Origin of the sequence: Dysgonomonas sp. HDW5B (assembly GCF_011299335.1) — a bacterium.
GTDB lineage: Bacteria > Bacteroidota > Bacteroidia > Bacteroidales > Dysgonomonadaceae > Dysgonomonas_A.
In genome coordinates, this window is the sequence record NZ_CP049858.1 from 750,002 (window position 1) to 769,268 (window position 19,267).

Sequence of the window (19,267 nt, forward strand, 5' to 3'; positions counted from 1 at the left end):
TTATTTTATTTGGATTTATCAGGATGCTCTTCGGCATCCTTTTTCTTTGATTTCTTATCACTTCGAAATATCCCTTTCACCTTGTTCAAAAATCCGGTAACTTTTTTCGCAAAGTTCTGTTTCTTTTGAGAAAAACCGACAGATTCTACGACCGCAGGCTGTAGTATTTGCCAGAGATAATTGAACGTAGAGTGATAGGCATCTCTCTCGATAGTTACATGTACATGTCTTGCCTTCTTATATTCTTTATCTGGGTTATTCTTTTTTATTACCTTATTTGCGATTGTACTGACAAGAGTATTTGTAGTCAATTCACCGTCTTTGTTCCTCAAGACCGAAACAGTCAAGTCATTATACAGCATAAGCATCTCAATAGTAGCCCCTTTACTCGAAGCATCGGTACTAAAAGTTAAAGATTTTATATGTCCGTCCTCAACTTTAGCCGGTGCCATAGGTGTAATAAGCTGATTTAAGTCTCTTAAGTCAAATTTATTCAGATGTGCTTTTAAATAAAAATGATCATTCAGAGAGTCTACAGGCAACATCCAGGTAGCTGTAAAATATCCTGTACCCATAAGCCTGCCATCCGCATTTAACTCTATATATTGTTTTGGACGGGATACTATGTTGGTGAGCCCCGATAAACGTCCATTCATATTTGTAAAGAAAATGACTCCTGATGTAGTTCCATTTTTAGGCAGTTCCTCGTATACAACCTTGAAATTTTCGACATTAGCCGTATCAATAGTAAATTTAACAGGCATTTTTTGTAATCCTTCATAAATCATAGGCATGATATTATGTTGAATTTCAATCTGCTGATTCTTGAAATTCAAGAGCTGTACATCTTTAACTAATAAATCTTTAGCATGAAATACATTATTGGCGATGTATCGATTGAAATCGATACCCGACAAAGATATGTGCCCTACTCCTACATCAAACCAATCTTTGTGCGTAGGATGATGATATGCAAATTCTTTTTTAGGATAAGCCGGTACAAGGTGTAAATTTTCAATCACCAAACTCCCTGCATTCTTTTTTAAATCTATAGCTTCGGCTTGAAGTGTATAGAAACCATTATTCAGTGGAAAGCTAAAATTCCGTGTACTAAAATTAATATCGTCCAACACGAATGTTTTCAAATCGCTGTTTATAATCAAACCACTAAAGAAAAGACTAGTTCTATTTAGCTTCTGTTGTTTGTTAAGCTTTCCATTTAAAGTACTTGCATAATCAATATTGGCATCAGCCACATTAAACTTATCTATGGATACTTGCTTGGCAATCTTTTCGAAGATGCTATAAAAATCTTGCTTTTTCGATTTTACAGTATTAATTCTTGCCGTTTTCGAAATTTGATTAATCTTTACATCGGGTTTAGCAATATCCACACTCGTCAGATTAAACTTGCCATTACCCCACTTTAAATTTTGTATATTAATATCAGTTGTTGCAAAATGTAATTTAAGACTAGGCTGATCGGCTCCGACTTTAATATTTGAAATATCTATCTGCCCTACATCTAAAGATCCGGTAAAAGCCTTAGAGGGGGAAGATTTACTATTTCGTCCGACTCTTTCGTGACGTTTAATGTAATTTATAACCGGAGATTGTAATGTGATGGCCCCGATTGATGTCTTTTTCATTTCGGCATCCCACGATAAAGATTTGAGTTGAAGATCATCAAACTTTGTTTTCAGGCTATCTTTAGTTGTTTGGTCAAAGTATTCGATATCCGCATTTCGAATATCAAAGACCCCTGCTACAAAATTCAACACTTTATCTCTTTTCTCCGCTTCTTTTTTAACCGCAGAATGAGTGTTTCCTGTCTTTACTATTTTTAAGTGAGGAGCTTCTATATCCAGAGAATTAAACACTATAGTATTTTGTGCAGGAGAAGCCTTATAGTCGATACTCCTCAAAGCTACGAACGGTGTTAATAGAGAGAAATAAGTATCGGGAGCTTTTTTCCATGACTTAGTCAGCGGAAGTAGTTTTACATCATGCAATTCTAAATCCCCTCCGATGCCGGTAAATATCCCTTTTCTTATCATCAAACGATATTCTTTACCGGGTAAGACATTATCGAACCGCTCGAAACTAAAACGGATATTGTCTGAAGCAAAATAAGTATAAGAATGTTCTATGGTTGCTTTATTAATCAAAAAGTTTGATGCCGAAAAATCGACCTTAGGTAATTTATAAACAACATCTTCTTTTTTAGTCTTATCTCTAAATGTAATATTTCCGCTATTCAGATTTACTTGATTTATTGATATGTGATTAAAGAATGGCACAACAACATTCAGATTGGCTGATTTTTTATTTCCCTCAGGCAGCTCTTGTGTCCTTCTAGCTTTTCGGTTCTTCACATATTCTATTTTGGGAGCATCTATGCTCAATTGCTGAGCCTTCATCCCATTATCATATTCTAATCCCGATAAGCTTATCGAATCTATTGTTCCTTCGATATAATCACGTTCAGTTTTAAGAGACAGAGGGGCTAGCTTAACATCCTTTATCTGAAAGTCTCTTGTCACCGTATTTAACTTCATACGACCTATTTTCATTGCATGATTCCGACTCACAACAATACCTTCGATATCTGCTGCATCCAGCGAGAATCCCTGTGAATATAAAAAGCGTTGTTGAATATCTGCCAGCGAATCGACTTTGAAACCGTATGCTTCAAAGTTAAAGCGATCCATATTATATACATCTATCGTGTCCCTTAATCTATTAGTATATTTCAATTTAGCATCTTCGATACCAATTTTATCTATCGTTATACTATGCAATATTGGAGATACTATGGCATATAACGTCCATGAAAGATTTATTGTATCTTTAGTTTCAGATTTCACCCGAGGTTTGACTTTTACGCTATCTCGTCTTATATTAAAATATTGTATTTCAGATTTATTTATTTCGAAAGAACTTGCTTCTAAATGATTAAATGCATTTTTTCTTTTAAAGCGGACTCCTTTTACTTCAATCGATTGTACTTTAGCTTCGAGGTATGTATCAGGAAGAGTATGCTGCTCTTCCCACAATAGAGTCTGAGGCTGCAGGTGCACTTTATTTATCTGAATAATAGAATCCTTGGTACTTAATCTTATGTTATCGGTTTCAAGTAGAAACTGATTATTGGAGAGTAATACTTGTGGCTGATTAGTTGTAAAATCGAAATTATCACAAAAAAGAAGTTTACCTGATTGTGCGGAATTTTCATCCAAAACAAAATTGTATGCATGAAAACTAACATCTTTCAATCCATATACGGCAGGTATACCCTGATCATCAGTCACGTAAGTTATACTGGCATTCTCCAGATTCATCTTTTTAACGCTCAATATATCCATATAGGGAGAAATCATCTCATACAGAGATTGAGTATTGGGATTATTACTCTTTACTTCAGCCCGGGATAACTTACCTGAGTTGAAAACTTTTACAATAGGCGTCTGTATTTCAAAGAGATCGAAATGCAGTTGACGATAGCTAAATAGCCAAATTAAATTGAGACCTTTAAAATGAATTCTTTTTATTTGAATATCGAAATAATTGGGGGGTAAACTATCTTTTGATGCCCACTCTTTAAAAACCATAGAATCGGGCTTCAATTCTACTCCTTTGAGGGTTAGTTCGCCATTGAAAAGTCCAATATTGAGATCTTGTGAATGAAACTGATACAAACCTCCGGTCGCATCCGAAATATATTCGCTAAGCTTTTCCCGCAAGAAGACCTCGAGTCTCTCTCTCATATACCAATTGACCAAAAATCCTCCCACAACCAATAGGATTATGACAGAAAAAACGATCTTAAGTATTTTTTGTTTCTTTTTTTTCATAGAGAGGGTCTCTTATTTTTAACAATATTAGTAAAACTATTCCTTTATTAAACAAAGCCTCTGCGATTATGTTTCATTCAAAACAAAAACATCCCTAAGTTTTTTATTACTCAGGGATGTTTTTTACTCTTTTTATTAACCTCAGTTATTGACCTCCGCCACCACCTTGTGAATTATTTCCTCCTGAACCGCCTCCCATAGAATCATCATTTGTAATTCCACGCACGGCTTTTTTGATCTGAGCTTTCATCTCTCCAAATCGATAAGATACTCTCATAGCAAAAAATCTCCGCTGATAAATACTAAATGATTCTGTATGGAAACTCGGATTATCTATCACATTTCTAAACTTCTGATGATTTGAAAAGAAATTAGAGGCCGAAATATTAATATTCAATTTATCCGACAAAAAGCCTTTCGAGAAAGACAAGCCATAGTAATTGTAAGAAGGCCCCCGTCCCTGTATATTGAAATATGGCGTACCACCACCTAAATATACATTTGCCTTATAATCTTTAGGTAAAGTATATTGCATATTAGAATAAGCATTACCTACAAAGCCTGAGTTGGAGAGCTTAAACTCCGCATCATTCGACTTTACATCTATATAAGAGCCTGATAGATTTCCTGTAAGCCTAATCTTAGGGGTAGGCATCCAGCTCAAATTGGTATAGAGCCCCAACCGTTTACTTTTGCCTACATTAGCATATGTTGTTCTGCTCACAATACCGTCCAACTCTGTAATACGCTCAATTGAGTTATCCACAAAATTATAGGATAAACTGGCGTTCATATTGAATTTAGGGTTGAAGAAATTGTAATTCAAATCAATAGTGTGAGACTCAACAGGCTTTAAGTTCGGATTACCAACGCTGCTATTTAGAGAATCTGTTCTATTTTCAAAAGGATTTAATTGCCATATTCCGGGTCTTGATATACGCATATTATATCCCAATCGAAGACTCTGGGACTGGCTCAACTGATAACTGACAGTAGCTGATGGAACCAAGTTTGATAAATTTGTTTTAAAATTTTTCTCATCGGCAACCTCACCTTCTGCTAATGGATATTTTATATCCATATGAGTACCTTCATACCTTACCCCCGCTTTAAAACCAAACTTTTTGAATTTCACGGCATAACTTCCATAGGCGGAATAAATATCTTGTCTGTGTTTAAATTCGTCTTTTAAAGAAGGTTCATCGACCCAGCTTCCTTCAGCATCTAAAAATTGGCGTCCACTATTACTTGCATTTAATCTTGTAATATATTTAAGTCCGGCTTCCAGGTTATGAATTTTCGCAAATGGTGTTGCATAATCAACCTGCATGGTATGCTCTTTTTGATCACCATCAGAATACTGATTATTTCTTGAATCTGTTTGATTTAAAATACCGTTTATTCGATTATCCGAACTCCAATCATCGGGTTCCAGAGCTAAACGATATGAAATCGTAAGTAATCGATCTTTCACTGTTTTGGATGTCATCTGATAATCGGCCTTCAATTCTGTTGAACCATATCTGTAAGTTCCATCTGTAAATTGATCAAATTCTTTTATCGGTGTAAATGCTGCATCCTCCATTCTATTGTTAGTATAAGAGGTTTCCTTTCCGTCTCCGGCATATCGCCCGAAACCTATATTAATTAAATTCAGAGAATCTATTTCATAACTAAGCTCACCATTACCAAACTGGCCGTTACCTCTGTTTTTGCCTGTACCACTCTGAATTAAATACTTATTCTCTAAATCCTTAAAATTCTCTCTAACCAACGATGTCTCATATTCGGGATTTCGATACTGGTACAAAGTATAGTTACCTGTAAACCCGAACTTACCGGATTTAAGCATTAAGTTACCACCTACACCATATCCGCCCTGCGAATTTACCCAACTATTTACAGTTGCGGTATATCCACCCATTGCTGTATTTTTTTGTGTGATAATATTTATGATACCGGCTACCCCTTCAGCATCGTATTTTGCACCGGGGTCGGTTATTACCTCTATATCTTTAATAGTACTTGCGGGCATACTTCTCAAGACATCTTTCGGATTGCTTGCCAACATCGAAGAAGGTTTTCCATTGATATAAATTCTGTATGCTGACGATCCTTTGAGTTGAATATTTTCTTCGCCATCCACAGTTATCATCGGCACTTTTTTGAGCATATCCAAGGCGTTGTTGGTCTTAGATTCGGGGTCGTCTTCCATGCTGTAGGTTATCTTGTCCAGATCAACCTTTATCAACGGTTTCTGGGCAGAAACAACAACCTCGTTAAGCATCTTACTATTATCTTTCATTAAGATATTTCCTAAATCGAGAGTTTTGTTGTTTGTTAATACAAAAGGTTTAATAGTAGGTTCCTTCCCTATAAATTCGACGGTAAGCAAATACTCCCCTGCCTGATTCATCGAGAATTGAAATTTTCCATTTTCATCTGTAGGCACAACCTTATCGACTTTTCCGGAACTGGCCTGTTTCGATATTTTAATTGTTGCATAAGGAATTGTTTCGGCTGTTAAAGAGTCTGACACGACTCCCTTGACTTGAATTTTCGGCTCTATGGGAGCTTGCGAGAGTACGATTAAAGGAAAATACAAAAGAATAAGAAAAACAGCGAATAGTTTCTTTGTTGACATAGAGTCTAGTTTTAAGGTTCCTAATTAGAATAGTAAAGTCTCAGACCTATTTATTGCCCGTGCAAGTATAACAACGATTGATAGTTACATCTTTAAAATACGGCTTTAAATACTTTCAGCTACTTATTTTATATTTACAGATCGTTTTTCGTTCTCAAATATAAATCCTCAATTTAAAATAACCTATCATTCAAAGCTACTATTATCTTTCAAAAGCTCCATTTTACTATTATTTATCTTTATTTACCTTTGATTAACCCTACAATCCGATTACTCATCGGAGTAAAATTTATCTTGCTGTTTATTGAATAAAAAAGGGTCAGGTATTTCAAAAAAATTGAAGTTTTAGAGGATAATTACATAACTTTGTGCTGCTTTATCTGAAAACAAAAAACGCGAATAGAAGGAGATGCCCTTACCTTTGGGGAAGGGTAATAAATAGGAGTTTTATCTATATTAGATGAAACAGCCTCTGAGAACAGAGACTAGAAAAAGGATAAATAAGCAACACCGGAAATGTGTGCACTTTTGTTACTTTTGTAACCTTTTTACTTATTAAACACTGATTATCAACACAAAATAAAAGTGACAAAAGTATACACTTTGTAGCCAGATGGCGGTCACCTTTGTCACTTTATTGTATACCTTTTGTAACTATTGCCTCCTTCCGGGTTTCATAAAATTATCAGATCATTAAAGATAATATGGAGCAGTTATCTTTATTGCCAATCTTACGTATTTCATTGCTCTTCATTCTTAAATTCTAAAAAAATGCAACAAGTTGCAAATGTTGACGAACTCGAAAACAAAAACATTGCTAAACTACTCTGGCAATATGCACTACCTGCTATTGTAGGAACATTAGTCAACTCACTTTATAATGTGATCGACCGTATTTTCATCGGTCACTGGGTCGGAGATGACGCCTTGGCCGGTTTAGGTCTCGTACTTCCTATTATGAATATTACAGCTGCTGTAGGTATGCTAGTTGGAGCGGGTTCGGCAAGCCGTATTTCCATCTATCTGGGAAAAAAAGATAAGGATACAGCCGAGCGGATAGCAGGGACTTCATTCCTTATGACAATTATCATCAGTGGCATTGTTATCGGACTATTGCTTCTATTCCTAAAACCTGTACTCATGTACGCGGGTGCCAGTGCAGAGACTTATCCATATGCTCGAGATTTTCTTGTTATTTTTTTACCGGGTAATCTCTTCCTGTCCTTATGCTTCAATTTTAATAATATGATGAGGGCATCGGGTTATCCGAAGAAAGCGATGATCACTATGCTCATCAGTGTAGTAGCCAATATTATACTAGCTCCCATATTTATCCATTACTTAGGATGGGGAATGAAAGGTGCAGCTGCGGCTACTTTTATTGCTATGGTTATTGGCTTTGCTTTTGTGATGCAACACTTTATCAATCCGAATAGTTATATAAAACTTAGATGGAAAAACATTCGACTGAATAAGAAGATTGTTTGGTCGATAACATCAATTGGAATGTCGCCATTCCTTATACAACTTACGGCATCTGTAGTTGTCTTTTTCATTATTGCACAGCTCAAAATATATGGAGGTACCGATTCACACTCCAGCGATATGTCGATAGCCGCCTATACTATCGCCAACACGATGCTTATGCTTATCGTAATGATCGTACTAGGCTTGACACAAGGTATGCAGCCTATTGTAGGATATAATTACGGAGCCAAGAATTACGAAAGAGTAAAGGAGACATTAATCTATACAATCAAGGTAGGTACTATAATTACAACTTTCGGTTTTATTCTGGGATTTTTCTTTCCTCAAATATTTGTCAGTTTCTTTGGACCGGGACCCGAACTAGCCGAGAAGTCGGCAACAGCACTTCGTCTTGTTGTTATATGTTTTCCTCTGGCAGGGTTTCAAATTGTTGTGACCAACTTTTTCCAATGTATCGGTAAAGCAGGTAAGTCGATCTTCTTAAGTCTTACCCGTCAGGTGTTATTTCTAGTTCCTGCTTTATACATACTACCTCAGCATTTGGGACTAAAAGGAATATGGTTATCGATGCCTGTAGCAGATGCTCTTGCAGTAATCGTAACTTTTATATTATTTACATTTCAGGTAAGAGCACTGAAAAAAGAAGCAGATGCTCTAACTTATAACCCATAATTGCGGATTGAAGTAGTAACCCGAAAAGGTTACTACTTTTTATTACTTCTCCCCTTCACCTCATCATAGGTCAATTCACCTACGTAACGTTCTTTGGGCTCAAATTGCATAGAGAAAATACTTCTTTTATCATCATAATCCGAATAGTGTAATCCGGCCAAATCAGATAAACTAAATAAAAAATCGGAGGTCGAATAACTTCGTTTTGTATCAAGAACCAGATCTTGACGTTGCATTCTAAATTCAGGTGACATCCATACCAGAAAAGGGACTTCACACATTGAGGTCGATACCTTTTCGTAGGCATGCCCGGCAAACTCTCTTGTCTCATATACTTCTTCTCCATGATCGGAGAAATACACCAAAGCTGCATTTTTGTCCGATTGTTTATGCAGGATGGATATTAACTGAGAAATTATAAAATCATTGTATAAAACAGAGTTATCATATTTATCTATAGTACGTATTGCTTTTTTATCACGAAACTTGGTCTCTTGAATTAAATGATCTTTCTCGTTATTAAATACATTATAAGAGGGAGTATATCTAAACTCATAAGCCATATGATTACCAATAAGATGTATCAGTATTAGCTTATTTTTTTTCTTATCTTCTGCCAAGATACCTTTAAATGCTGGAAAAATTATTTCATCCGATTGTTTTTCGGGAGCCAGGTTTGAGATGTTTTTCGATAAATTCAGCAATACATCATAACTGGTCTTAAAGTTTCCGCCAAAAGGCTGATTACTTATAAAATAAGTTTCATAGCCGGCTCTATTGAACAGCTCAAATATAGAAGGTTTTTCTGTAATGTGGTCGGGATTATCCTTGTCAGCTAATGTCAATACCGAACGTAATACCGGGATGGTATGCACTTGAGGTGAGATTACATCGGCATATACCAATAGACTGTCTCCTAATCCTGCTAATTTAGGATTCGTATTTCTTGGATACCCGTACAAAGACATGTGTTGTCGTGTTAAAGATTCGCCAATCACCACCACTATGGTTTTGGGTACTGTATCCTGATGAATGTCAGTTACCTCATAAGGTTGTGATTGTCGTTCCAGAATAGCACATTCCTCTTTATTCAGCCTAATTTTATAATTGACAAATAACTTATAAAAGTTAACAAAATACACAGACCTTGACAAGGGAGGAAGCGATACAACCAATATTAAAGAAACTAAAGCCGAGAAGAAAGCTATCTTATGTTCCTTTACTTTTAAAGGCTTGCCGACTCTCATCTTCCATATAATCAGGAAACACAAGAGTATATAGACTACACATCCAACTATAATCCAAGGATTAAAATAATGCACTAAAAACTCTTTGCTTTCCTCAGGATTGGTTTCGAATAAGCTTATAACACTGTCTTTCTGAAGTAAAACATGAGCAAACAACAAATAACTGGTGTATATTGTATTAGGGAGATAAGAGATTATGAATAAACCGGAAAAGACTAATTTTTGAGTCCTTGATTTACAGAATAACAATAAAATACCTATGGAAATAAAAAGTATTAAGTTAATTATTATTATAACCGAAACATGTTTATAAGAAAGATTCTGAGCCAAAGGACTCAGAAGTGGAAGAAACATAATCATATAAAAGAGGAAGAAGATCTGTAACTTCTTACCATACAATGCATTTACAAAAGAATTATTCATCAATAGTCATTCAATATTTAATATTAGTATGTTTATTATGCTATATGTCCATTCACTATTCAGATAAACACATAAATAATAGCCTTTTATGACGGTATTGACTATAGAATAAATATTTCGACACACTTAATCATAATAGGAGTGGCAAATATAGCATTTTTTCTTATTTTTGATCGAGTTAAGGTCTTAGACCTTTTGATTCTCTATCCAAGTATAATAAACAATATCATCTATAAACATCCAATAGTAAAACGACTTAATCATTATACACAATTTTATGGCAAAACGAAACTCTAACAGGACACAAAGCCGCAAGCATATAAAGAATGCCCACCTGCTCGAAAATCTCACTTATTTGGGGGATATACAGATCCCTACATCTATAGAGTTGGTGCAATATAATTCGAAACAAGTTACCACAAAATCCATACCTGCCACTGATAAAATAAAAGATCTGATAAAGGACGATTGCATAAATTGGTTTCAAATAGTAGGGATAGCCGACGGCGAAACTATATATAATATTTGTAAGTCATTTGGTATACCCCGGTTCGACGTAAAAGACCTTCTATCGTGGCGTAATGTAACCAAAGTAATTACATACGAGCACAATACTTTTATACTGATGTCGGGATGCTTTATTGATGGATTGCAGGAGTTAGATCTGGATCATATTGCATTTATCTTAGGAGACAATTATGTTATAAGTCTTCAAGAAAACGCAACCCCCATATTTACAGATGTACAAGAGGCTATCAAAAATTCTAAAGTACAGATACGAGAAAAAGGAGCAGACTATTTATTATATATATTACTCAATTGCGTACAATCGCTATACAATGATACCGTATTAAAGTTAGCAACAAAAATAGATGACCTCGAAGATCAGCTCATTGATAATAATACAAAGGGAGTTGACATAATGAGATTTATACGTACCCGCAAAAAAGACTATTCGCTATTGAAACGTGCTGTTACGTCTATGCGTGAAGAATATTCGAATCTATTACATAATGATAACCATCTGATAAAACCTGAGAACAAGATATATTTCAATGATTATGATGACCGATTAAGAACAGCATCCGACGACCTTGATATTTTTCATGAATCTATTAACTCTCTGGGGAACCTATACTTTAATAACAATAATCTAAAGATGAATAATGTTATCACGAAGTTAACCGTGGTATCTACAATCTTTATTCCTCTGACTTTTATGGTGGGAGTATGGGGTATGAATTTCGAACATATGCCCGAGTTGAAATGGAAATATGGCTATATTGTTGCATGGGGAATTATGACTCTAATTGTTATATTAGCTCTCCTCTTTTTAAAGAAGAAAAAGTGGCTATAGTTAACCCCTTCTAAATACTACTCTTTACTAAAAGATATTTACTCAGTTTCTGTTTTACCCATTTATTCGCCGGAGTTTCAAAGTATTTGAAAGACAAGCCCGACACTACAATAGTCAGGATAAGGCCCAATGCGAAAATAATAGGTTTATCGATACTGATATCCAGCAAAATGAAAGTTCTTCTTATATACCAAAGAACTATTGCATGAAACATGTAAAAAGCGAAACTAATCTCGCCCAACCAGATAAATGTATCATTCGACAGGAATTTAGAAATTCTGCCTGCCTGAAAATAAAATACAGATATAAATACTCCTACAGGTAGCCAATACCACATAGAGTAACGATAAACTTCGGGTATGAAGTAAGCAATCATATAGAAACTCAGAAATAGGACGATAGCCGATAATTCGAGTAATGTAGGAGAAATCTTTTTGACTAAATCCTGCCCCTTAACAGACTGACATATATTATAAAACAATATTCCTAAAACAAAGTCTAATAGTCGAACGGGAGGATAGCTATAAAGAAACCATTCTTGATTTTTAGTGCCGTTAAATATCGGACATAGAAAAAACACAAGAATCCCAGCCAAAGTAAAGCCCAAAACAAACTTACGCTTCATAGTTGCGAACCAAGCTATCAACAGAGGAAACAAAAGGTAAAAAAACATCTCGTCCGAAAGGCTCCATGCTGCGGTATTAAATCGTATTTCGTCGGTAGGATAAAAACTCTGTACAAGAAATACATTCGAGATAAAATTAGTTATGTAAGGTTCATTCAACGGGTGATCCTTTCTCATATACACCCAAATCAACATCGTGAGGATATGCAATGGGTATATACGAGCAAAACGTGCTACATAGAAAGCTCCTTTACTGATTTTATTTTCCTTAAAACCTTGTTGATAAACGTGCGTCAGAATAAAACCACTCAAGATAAAAAAGAAACTAACTCCCACACATCCTTCGTAAAAGAGATGGTGAAGAAACGGATTTGTTCCTTTGTCGAAAAGAATATTATGGCTCATAAAAACCATAAAGGCAAATACAAATCTTAATGATGTCAGTGGTTTTATCATCAACTATTGAGTTCTGTCCAAGATTATAGAAATGAATTTAAGGTTCATTAATATCCAGAAATAATATTATGCAAATATATAAAGAGGCAGGGATATTAAGTTATCCCTGCCTCTTTATATATCAATTTGATTATGCTAATAATAACCCTTTAGCGACCTCTTGTCTCTTTTCTTTACCTGCCAATATCTCCAGTAATTGAAGGGCAAAATCAAAAGTTAGTCCGGGACCTCTACCCGTTACAACTTTACCGTCTACAACTACAGCTTCTTGTGTTTTCAAGGTTGCACCATCCAGATATTTTTCGAATCCGGGATAACATGTTGCTGATTTACCTTTAAGTAACCCCAAACCGCCCAAAACCATCGGTGCGGCACAAATTGCAGCTATATCTTTGTCTGCTTCAGCAAAAGCTTTTACTTGCTTCTTTAATCCTTCATGATCATTAATCTTAGGGGTACCGCCCGGTAAGATCAACATATCAACAGTAGAAAAATCTACATCCGAGAATAACACATCTGCAACTACAGGAATAGCATGACTACCAACCACTGTTTTTTCGTCAGTCAACGATACGGTTTTTATATCAACTTCGCCTCTTCTTAATATATCTACGGTAGCCAAAGCTTCTATTTCCTCAAATCCTGTTGTTAAAAAAATCAATGCTTTTTTCATATTCAATTCTAATTAAGTAAAGAATAAAATTTATTGGTGTATCTTATAGTTATAACAATCTATATTTGTTATACTTGCCTAAGCAATAAAAAGGTATGTAACCTTAGTTCAAATTAAACTTATAGGTAATTGTACCCTTTTGATTATTCAGATTAGAACTTGTTGAAAATTTAGTACGACGTGCAGCTCTTAATGATTCATTCCTCAAACTGGCATTAGTCGTATTTGTTCCTTTTCCAATACTCGCTTCTATTACATTTCCTTTTGGATCGACAATTATATCAACCACCACAGTTCCGTAATCGTCCACATGATAATCGGGAAGCTTCAAACCTCCTGCACCAACTCCTCTACCTCCCAGATCATAGGTTCCTGAGCCCCCTACTCCTGAGATTTTTCCTGTACTTCCATTTCCTGAAGGCGAACCTTGGGTTCCGGTTCCTTGTGTATTACCTCGGCTACCACTACCCGATCCATTGCCAAACAAACCTGCCATTTGGCTATTTATATTTTTCTTACGAGCAGCTTCTTCCTGTGCTATCCTGTCGGTTTCAGCTTGAGCTTTACGCTTCACTTCTGCAGCAGCATCTGCTTTTCGCTTTTTCTCTGCTTCGGCTTTTTTCGCTTCATTTATAGCGATGGTTTTCTCCACATCCTGTGTTGCTGTTGGTGCCTTGGTTTCTTTAGTTGTAACTTTAGGCGTGGGTGCTTTTACGGGAATAGGTTCCACCTTTGTTTCGGGTGTTGACTCTCCTAAATTATTGGGCATGGTCGGGTCTGATTCTATAGGCTCAGTAACATCTTCGGTCATACCGTTTCCTCGTCCGAAGGGCTCATCATCTCCTAATGCATCAGCAACGTTTCCAAACATTACGGGTACACCACCCATCTCCTGACTGTATCTGTTATCACTAACGGGTTTAATATAATAGAATAGTAAACACAACAATAGAATTACGTGAAACGCTATTGTTCCCGCCAAACTTATTGTCTTTTCTTTTACCATAGCCATCGGCAATTTATTATTATTGGTCTACGACCTATTTCAAACAGTTTTTATATGCTGCAATTGTTCTTTCTAATCCCAGATAGAGAGCATCACTTATCAATGCATGACCAATAGATACCTCTTCGATGTAAGGAATATTTTTATAAAAGAAGTTTAGATTCTCCAAGCTCAGGTCATGTCCGGCATTTATTCCTAAACCCAGTTTTTTGGCAATCTTTGCAGCTTCTATAAACGGAGCAATAGCTTCTTCTTTATTCTTCGGATACAAAGTAGCATAAGGTTCGGTATACAATTCAATTCGATCTGTTCCCGTCTTAGCTGCATACTCTATTATTTCGGGATCAGTGCCCGTAAATATAGATGTACGAACTCCCATTGCTCTGAATTCATCTATAAGATCACTTAAAAGCGACTGATGGACTTTTGTATCCCATCCTGCGTTAGATGTTATAGCATCGGGTGCATCGGGAACTAAAGTTACCTGAGTAGGTTTTACGGTTTTAATCAGTTTTATAAAATCAGTTGAGGGATAACCTTCTATATTGAATTCCGTTTTTATATGAGCTTTTAAATCATATACATCTTTGAATTTGATATGACGTTCATCGGGACGGGGATGCACGGTTATGCCTTGGGCTCCAAACCTCTCGCAATCGAGAGCAACCTGCAAAACATTGGGAACATCTCCTCCTCGTGCGTTTCGTATGGTTGCAATCTTATTTATGTTTACGCTCAACTGTGTCATGATAGCTTCTTTTTGTGATTTAGGTCACAGACCTTTTTATTACTTCTTTCTGATACAAAATACCCCGATAGTTATACTTGAAAATACAGCAATTTATGAATGAATGTATTTAATAATAAAACTTTTTCACCAACTTTGCATCATTGCTCATATACTATTACGCAAATTTAATAGTAAATACCGAAACTTGATACTATTTCAGTATTTTTAAGGTCAAAGACCTTTATTGCTTTTTCAATATCAGAGTGGTTTCCATTAAATGAGCGATTTGATAAACAGACAGAAAAACGTATCTTTTATGAGAATTGGAATTTTCGGCAAAAAATATCAAAAAAAAGAACAAATAAAAAAGGTCTTTGATATCTTATCTCAGAACCATGTTGAGATTTTCATTCAAAAAGAATTTTATGAATATCTTAAGCCAGATCTTGATCTGAAGGATTACGTTGCCGGTATTATAGATTATAATAACCTCAATTTAGATATGGCTTTCAGTATAGGTGGTGATGGTACATTTTTGCGTACGGTATCAGCTATAAGAGAAAAAAACATCCCAATTCTGGGTATCAATACCGGAAGGCTTGGTTTTCTGGCCGACGTCTCGGAAAAAGATATGGAGGAAACTCTGTCCGAAATATTAAAAGGTAATTATACAATAGAAGAACGTAGCCAACTTAAATTGACCGTTAACGATTCTTCCGCCGGAATAGTAGACTATGCCCTTAATGAAATAGCCATACTCAAGCAAGATTCGTCATCAATGATTACAATTGATGTAAATATCAATGGAGAAAGGCTTACATCATATGAAGCTGATGGCTTACTTGTCTCCACTCCAACCGGCTCTACAGCCTACTCACTTAGTGTAGGAGGCCCCATTATGGCACCAAACACCTCAAACTTCATCATCACAGCAATCGCACCCCACAGTCTGAGTGCACGACCTTTAGTTATTGAAGATAACAATATACTGACCTTACATGTCAGAAGTCGCAGTTCATGCTTCTTAATTTCCCTTGACGGGCGTTCTAAAGCAATGCCTGTAAATGGAACAACTCTCCAGATTAAGAAGGCTGCAACTTCTGTACTTGTAATAAAGCGCATAGGACAAACATTCTACAGCACTTTAAAAAACAAGCTGAAATGGGGAACTGATCCGCGTGTGGATTAAAACATTACCAATCCTGAATATCCTATTTTTACACCGCCCTACTAAAACAGAGCGGTTATTATATATATATTTCTACTTGCCTCCCTTTACTTTATTAGGGTTCTGATTTATAAAATCCTTCCAACTATTAAATTTCTTCTCTTGAGTCGGATTATTAGTTTGAAAAAAATGACACACAGCTGCCGCCAATCCATCAGTCGCATCCAGTTGAGGGAGCATACTTTCATCGGGAATTTTCAAATACTGCTGAAGCATATAGGCTACTTGCTCCTTTGCAGCTTTACCATTTCCGGTTATAGACATCTTTATTTTCAGAGGGGCGTATTCGAAAATCGGAATATCTCTTGACAATGCTGCCGCCATAGCAACCCCCTGAGCACGTCCCAACTTCAACATACTCTGTACATTCTTTCCGAAAAACGGAGCTTCAATTGCTAATTCATCCGGAAGATATTCTTCAACTAAAGCGAGAACTCTTTCGAAAATACGTCTCAGTTTAAGATAATGATCGTCATATTTACTTAATTGTATTACCCCCATTGTTATCAATTGGGGTTTATTATTTAAAACGCGTAATACTCCGTATCCCATAATTTGAGTACCGGGGTCGATCCCAAGAATAATACGCTCTTTATCTATTTTAGCCATTAATTTTTTATTATGGTAACATTATTCAAACCAATACGTAAGTTTGATCTCAAAGATTATTACAATTCTGAATCGCCTATAAGCTATCACAATAACGATACTTCTTCCATAAGAGTAACAAATCCGCCCACTTTAGTGCCAAACCTTTGCCCCATCTCCAAACTTAAGCTCTCCCCTGTTTCTTCTGCCCATTTATTTAAAGTATCAATATTCTTTGCCTTAAATTGTAAGGCATAACTTACCCCACTTTCTTCATGCTGACGTTCTATTTTGGCTAAAGTCGGATGATTCAACAAACCACTTTTTACAGCCTGAGGCACATAATAAGTCTTTACAAAGGCTATAAATTCGTCCTGTATTGCATCTTCAACATGCAAAGTCGTATTAAATATCAACATAATTATTCTATAAAATTTATCTATACTTTATACAAAGATAATCAGATAATTTGCTTTTAGTATCAAGGCGCAATCGAGGCAACACATAAAACACACAGATACAGATTATTATAAGTAAATATATCACAATAAACATTTAATTGCAATTAACACAAGACCCTGATAATTATTTAACTATAAAAAAATATCATTTTATGCTCAAATATCTAATTTTTTTCTGAACTTTCTCTCCGAATTATCATTATAAAAGTAGTAATCATTTAAAAAGAAGGGATGCGTATGAAAAGAGATTTACACTTGAAAAAGGTTTATGTTGCGGTAGCTTTAACGGCACTTACTATCCTTCCGACAGCATTTGCTATTGGAGCCTTTCTGGATAACAACAGAAAATCAAATAAAGCAACATCAATGACACATCAACAGACAGAAGTTCTGCCTAAAGATGTATGCAATTAATTTATTCTTTTTTTCTCAATAAGGCAACAGTTCGGGAAAATCTTATATCTTTGTTGCATAATTGAGAACGGGGGATTAGCTCATCTGGCTAGAGCGTTAGACTGGCAGTCTAAAGGTGATCGGTTCGAGTCCGATATTCTCCACAAACAAGAAGTTACAATAATTACACCCTATTATACACCCAGATATAATAGGGTGTAATTATTCAAATTCTGGAAATATATTATTAAAGATGTTTCTCACATCCTTTATTAAATTGTTAAGAATTAATTCAAACATTATCTTATCATCAAAAATAGTACCCTGAAAAACAATATTTGAAAATATCTTGATTAAGTTTGCTTAAGATAAATAAATTCAACATACTATGATGACTGCCCAAAGGTATCTAGAAGATAATAAACCAAACATAATTTACAATTACAACAAAAGAAAACAAGAAGACTCACAATATCTTTGGGAAGAATCCAAATTCTACACTATTCTTATGACAATCATAGAAGAACTATATCCTTTAAGAAATAATCAAGAACAAACTAACCAATATCTCAACCTTAGACTGGGGCAAGCACAGAGGTACCAAAGATATTATTCGGATAAAAGAGACGATGAACTTAATCACTTCTCCACTCCCCCACTTATTCTACATTTAGAAGGAGAAATTCCTCAACAATACATTCAGTTGGCTAAAAGCACATTAGTTACAGCTTTTCAAATTGATAAAAGCTATGGGTATGCGTATTTTAACCTAGCCTGTGAGTTTAATCGACTTGCTCCATATTGGACTCCTTATCCTAATTGTATTCCTAAAACCGAAGATATCACTTTTCATATAAAATACTGCTTTAATACAATTGAACGAGAATTAGAAGGTTTAAGTATAAAAGGCAAACTCTTATTTATTACGAAAGTAAAAAGTGACTGCCTCAAGGATAATCAATATGCTTCTGATCTTAAGGCTGAGTTTATAGATTGGTGTGAGAATGAGAAAAAATATATTCTAGAATTACATGAAATTATGAAATTGGAAGAAGAGAATAAAGACGAAAATAACTCTTCACAGAGGCAAGTGATCCAAGCCCTTTGTAAAGATAATACTTCAGTATCTCTTATTGACACTTTTCTCAAAACAGGCTTTGTAAACAAACAATTAAAAATAAAGTCTACAACAACCTCTATGCAGATTATCTGCTCAATTATCCCTTTAATAAATCAAGGATATTTCCGAACAATAAATAAAGATTCAAGTAATACTCAAAAGGTATCATTTATTATGGCTAATATAGATGGTATAAAAGAAAAAACACTATTAAATACACTCACAGAATATAATAAGTCAACCTAATTATTTCCCAAAAAAGATAGTACACCTTCCAAAACATCTAGAAAAACAAGTATAGA

14 protein-coding genes and 1 tRNA gene are annotated in these 19,267 nt (G+C 35.3%); 6 read left to right on the forward strand and 9 right to left on the reverse strand.

Translation table 11 applies throughout. The features are described from left to right. Window positions 1–5 precede the first annotated feature (5 nt). Together G7051_RS03000 and G7051_RS03005 are read right to left on the reverse strand one after the other, a co-directional pair. Window positions 6–3,854 carry a DUF748 domain-containing protein gene (locus G7051_RS03000; protein ID WP_166198427.1) on the reverse strand — a complete coding sequence of 1,283 codons (3,849 nt, stop codon included), beginning with the start codon at window positions 3,852–3,854 and terminating at the stop codon, window positions 6–8. Window positions 3,855–3,999: 145 nt separating this feature from the next. Continuing rightward, window positions 4,000–6,498 (reverse strand): TonB-dependent receptor domain-containing protein, encoded by a 2,499-nt coding sequence (locus G7051_RS03005; RefSeq protein WP_166198429.1) that lies wholly within the window; start codon window positions 6,496–6,498, stop codon window positions 4,000–4,002. A 771-nt stretch (window positions 6,499–7,269) separates the two neighbouring features. Here G7051_RS03005 and G7051_RS03010 point away from each other — a divergent pair. Then, the gene (locus G7051_RS03010) at window positions 7,270–8,658 is read left to right on the forward strand and encodes an MATE family efflux transporter (RefSeq protein WP_166198431.1); all 1,389 of its coding nucleotides are present in this window, start codon (window positions 7,270–7,272) and stop codon (window positions 8,656–8,658) included. A 32-nt stretch (window positions 8,659–8,690) separates the two neighbouring features. Here G7051_RS03010 and G7051_RS03015 read toward each other — a convergent pair whose 3' ends face one another. Then, window positions 8,691–10,328 carry a sulfatase-like hydrolase/transferase gene (locus G7051_RS03015; protein ID WP_166198433.1) on the reverse strand — a complete coding sequence of 546 codons (1,638 nt, stop codon included), beginning with the start codon at window positions 10,326–10,328 and terminating at the stop codon, window positions 8,691–8,693. Between the two features lie 277 nt (window positions 10,329–10,605). Between G7051_RS03015 and corA the strand changes: the two genes are divergently transcribed. Next, the gene (corA, locus tag G7051_RS03020) at window positions 10,606–11,685 is read left to right on the forward strand and encodes a magnesium/cobalt transporter CorA (protein WP_166198435.1); all 1,080 of its coding nucleotides are present in this window, start codon (window positions 10,606–10,608) and stop codon (window positions 11,683–11,685) included. A gap of 10 nt (window positions 11,686–11,695) precedes the next feature. Here corA and G7051_RS03025 read toward each other — a convergent pair whose 3' ends face one another. The 4 genes from G7051_RS03025 to G7051_RS03040 form a co-directional block, all read right to left on the reverse strand. Then, the gene (locus G7051_RS03025; RefSeq protein ID WP_166198437.1) at window positions 11,696–12,766 is read right to left on the reverse strand and encodes an acyltransferase; all 1,071 of its coding nucleotides are present in this window, start codon (window positions 12,764–12,766) and stop codon (window positions 11,696–11,698) included. Window positions 12,767–12,896: 130 nt separating this feature from the next. Next, the gene (locus tag G7051_RS03030) at window positions 12,897–13,439 is read right to left on the reverse strand and encodes a DJ-1 family glyoxalase III (protein WP_166198439.1); all 543 of its coding nucleotides are present in this window, start codon (window positions 13,437–13,439) and stop codon (window positions 12,897–12,899) included. A 103-nt stretch (window positions 13,440–13,542) separates the two neighbouring features. Continuing rightward, window positions 13,543–14,451: an energy transducer TonB gene (locus G7051_RS03035; protein WP_166198441.1), complete on the reverse strand. Its 909-nt coding sequence runs from the start codon at window positions 14,449–14,451 to the stop codon at window positions 13,543–13,545. A gap of 28 nt (window positions 14,452–14,479) precedes the next feature. Next, on the reverse strand, window positions 14,480–15,193 hold the full coding sequence (locus G7051_RS03040) for a pyridoxine 5'-phosphate synthase (protein WP_166198443.1): 714 nt from the start codon (window positions 15,191–15,193) through the stop codon (window positions 14,480–14,482). A gap of 298 nt (window positions 15,194–15,491) precedes the next feature. On the opposite strand from G7051_RS03040, the gene G7051_RS03045 reads away from it, so the two are divergent. Next, window positions 15,492–16,364, forward strand: a complete 873-nt coding sequence (locus tag G7051_RS03045; protein WP_166111024.1) for an NAD kinase — start codon at window positions 15,492–15,494, stop codon at window positions 16,362–16,364. A 72-nt stretch (window positions 16,365–16,436) separates the two neighbouring features. On the opposite strand, the gene ruvC is transcribed toward G7051_RS03045, so the two are convergent. Further along, window positions 16,437–17,003, reverse strand: coding sequence for a crossover junction endodeoxyribonuclease RuvC (gene ruvC / locus G7051_RS03050; RefSeq protein WP_166202619.1), 567 nt, complete (start codon window positions 17,001–17,003; stop codon window positions 16,437–16,439). 95 nt (window positions 17,004–17,098) lie between these two features. Continuing rightward, complete coding sequence (locus G7051_RS03055) at window positions 17,099–17,410, reverse strand: DUF4286 family protein (RefSeq protein ID WP_166198445.1); 312 nt, start codon at window positions 17,408–17,410, stop codon at window positions 17,099–17,101. Window positions 17,411–17,689: 279 nt separating this feature from the next. Here G7051_RS03055 and G7051_RS03060 point away from each other — a divergent pair, with 279 nt between their 5' ends. From G7051_RS03060 to G7051_RS03070, 3 genes are all read left to right on the forward strand, one after another. Further along, on the forward strand, window positions 17,690–17,866 hold the full coding sequence (locus G7051_RS03060; protein WP_166198447.1) for a hypothetical protein: 177 nt from the start codon (window positions 17,690–17,692) through the stop codon (window positions 17,864–17,866). Window positions 17,867–17,935: 69 nt separating this feature from the next. Beyond that, window positions 17,936–18,009, forward strand: a tRNA-Ala gene (locus G7051_RS03065). A gap of 224 nt (window positions 18,010–18,233) precedes the next feature. Beyond that, window positions 18,234–19,211, forward strand: coding sequence for a hypothetical protein (locus tag G7051_RS03070; RefSeq protein ID WP_166198449.1), 978 nt, complete (start codon window positions 18,234–18,236; stop codon window positions 19,209–19,211). Window positions 19,212–19,267 lie beyond the last annotated feature (56 nt).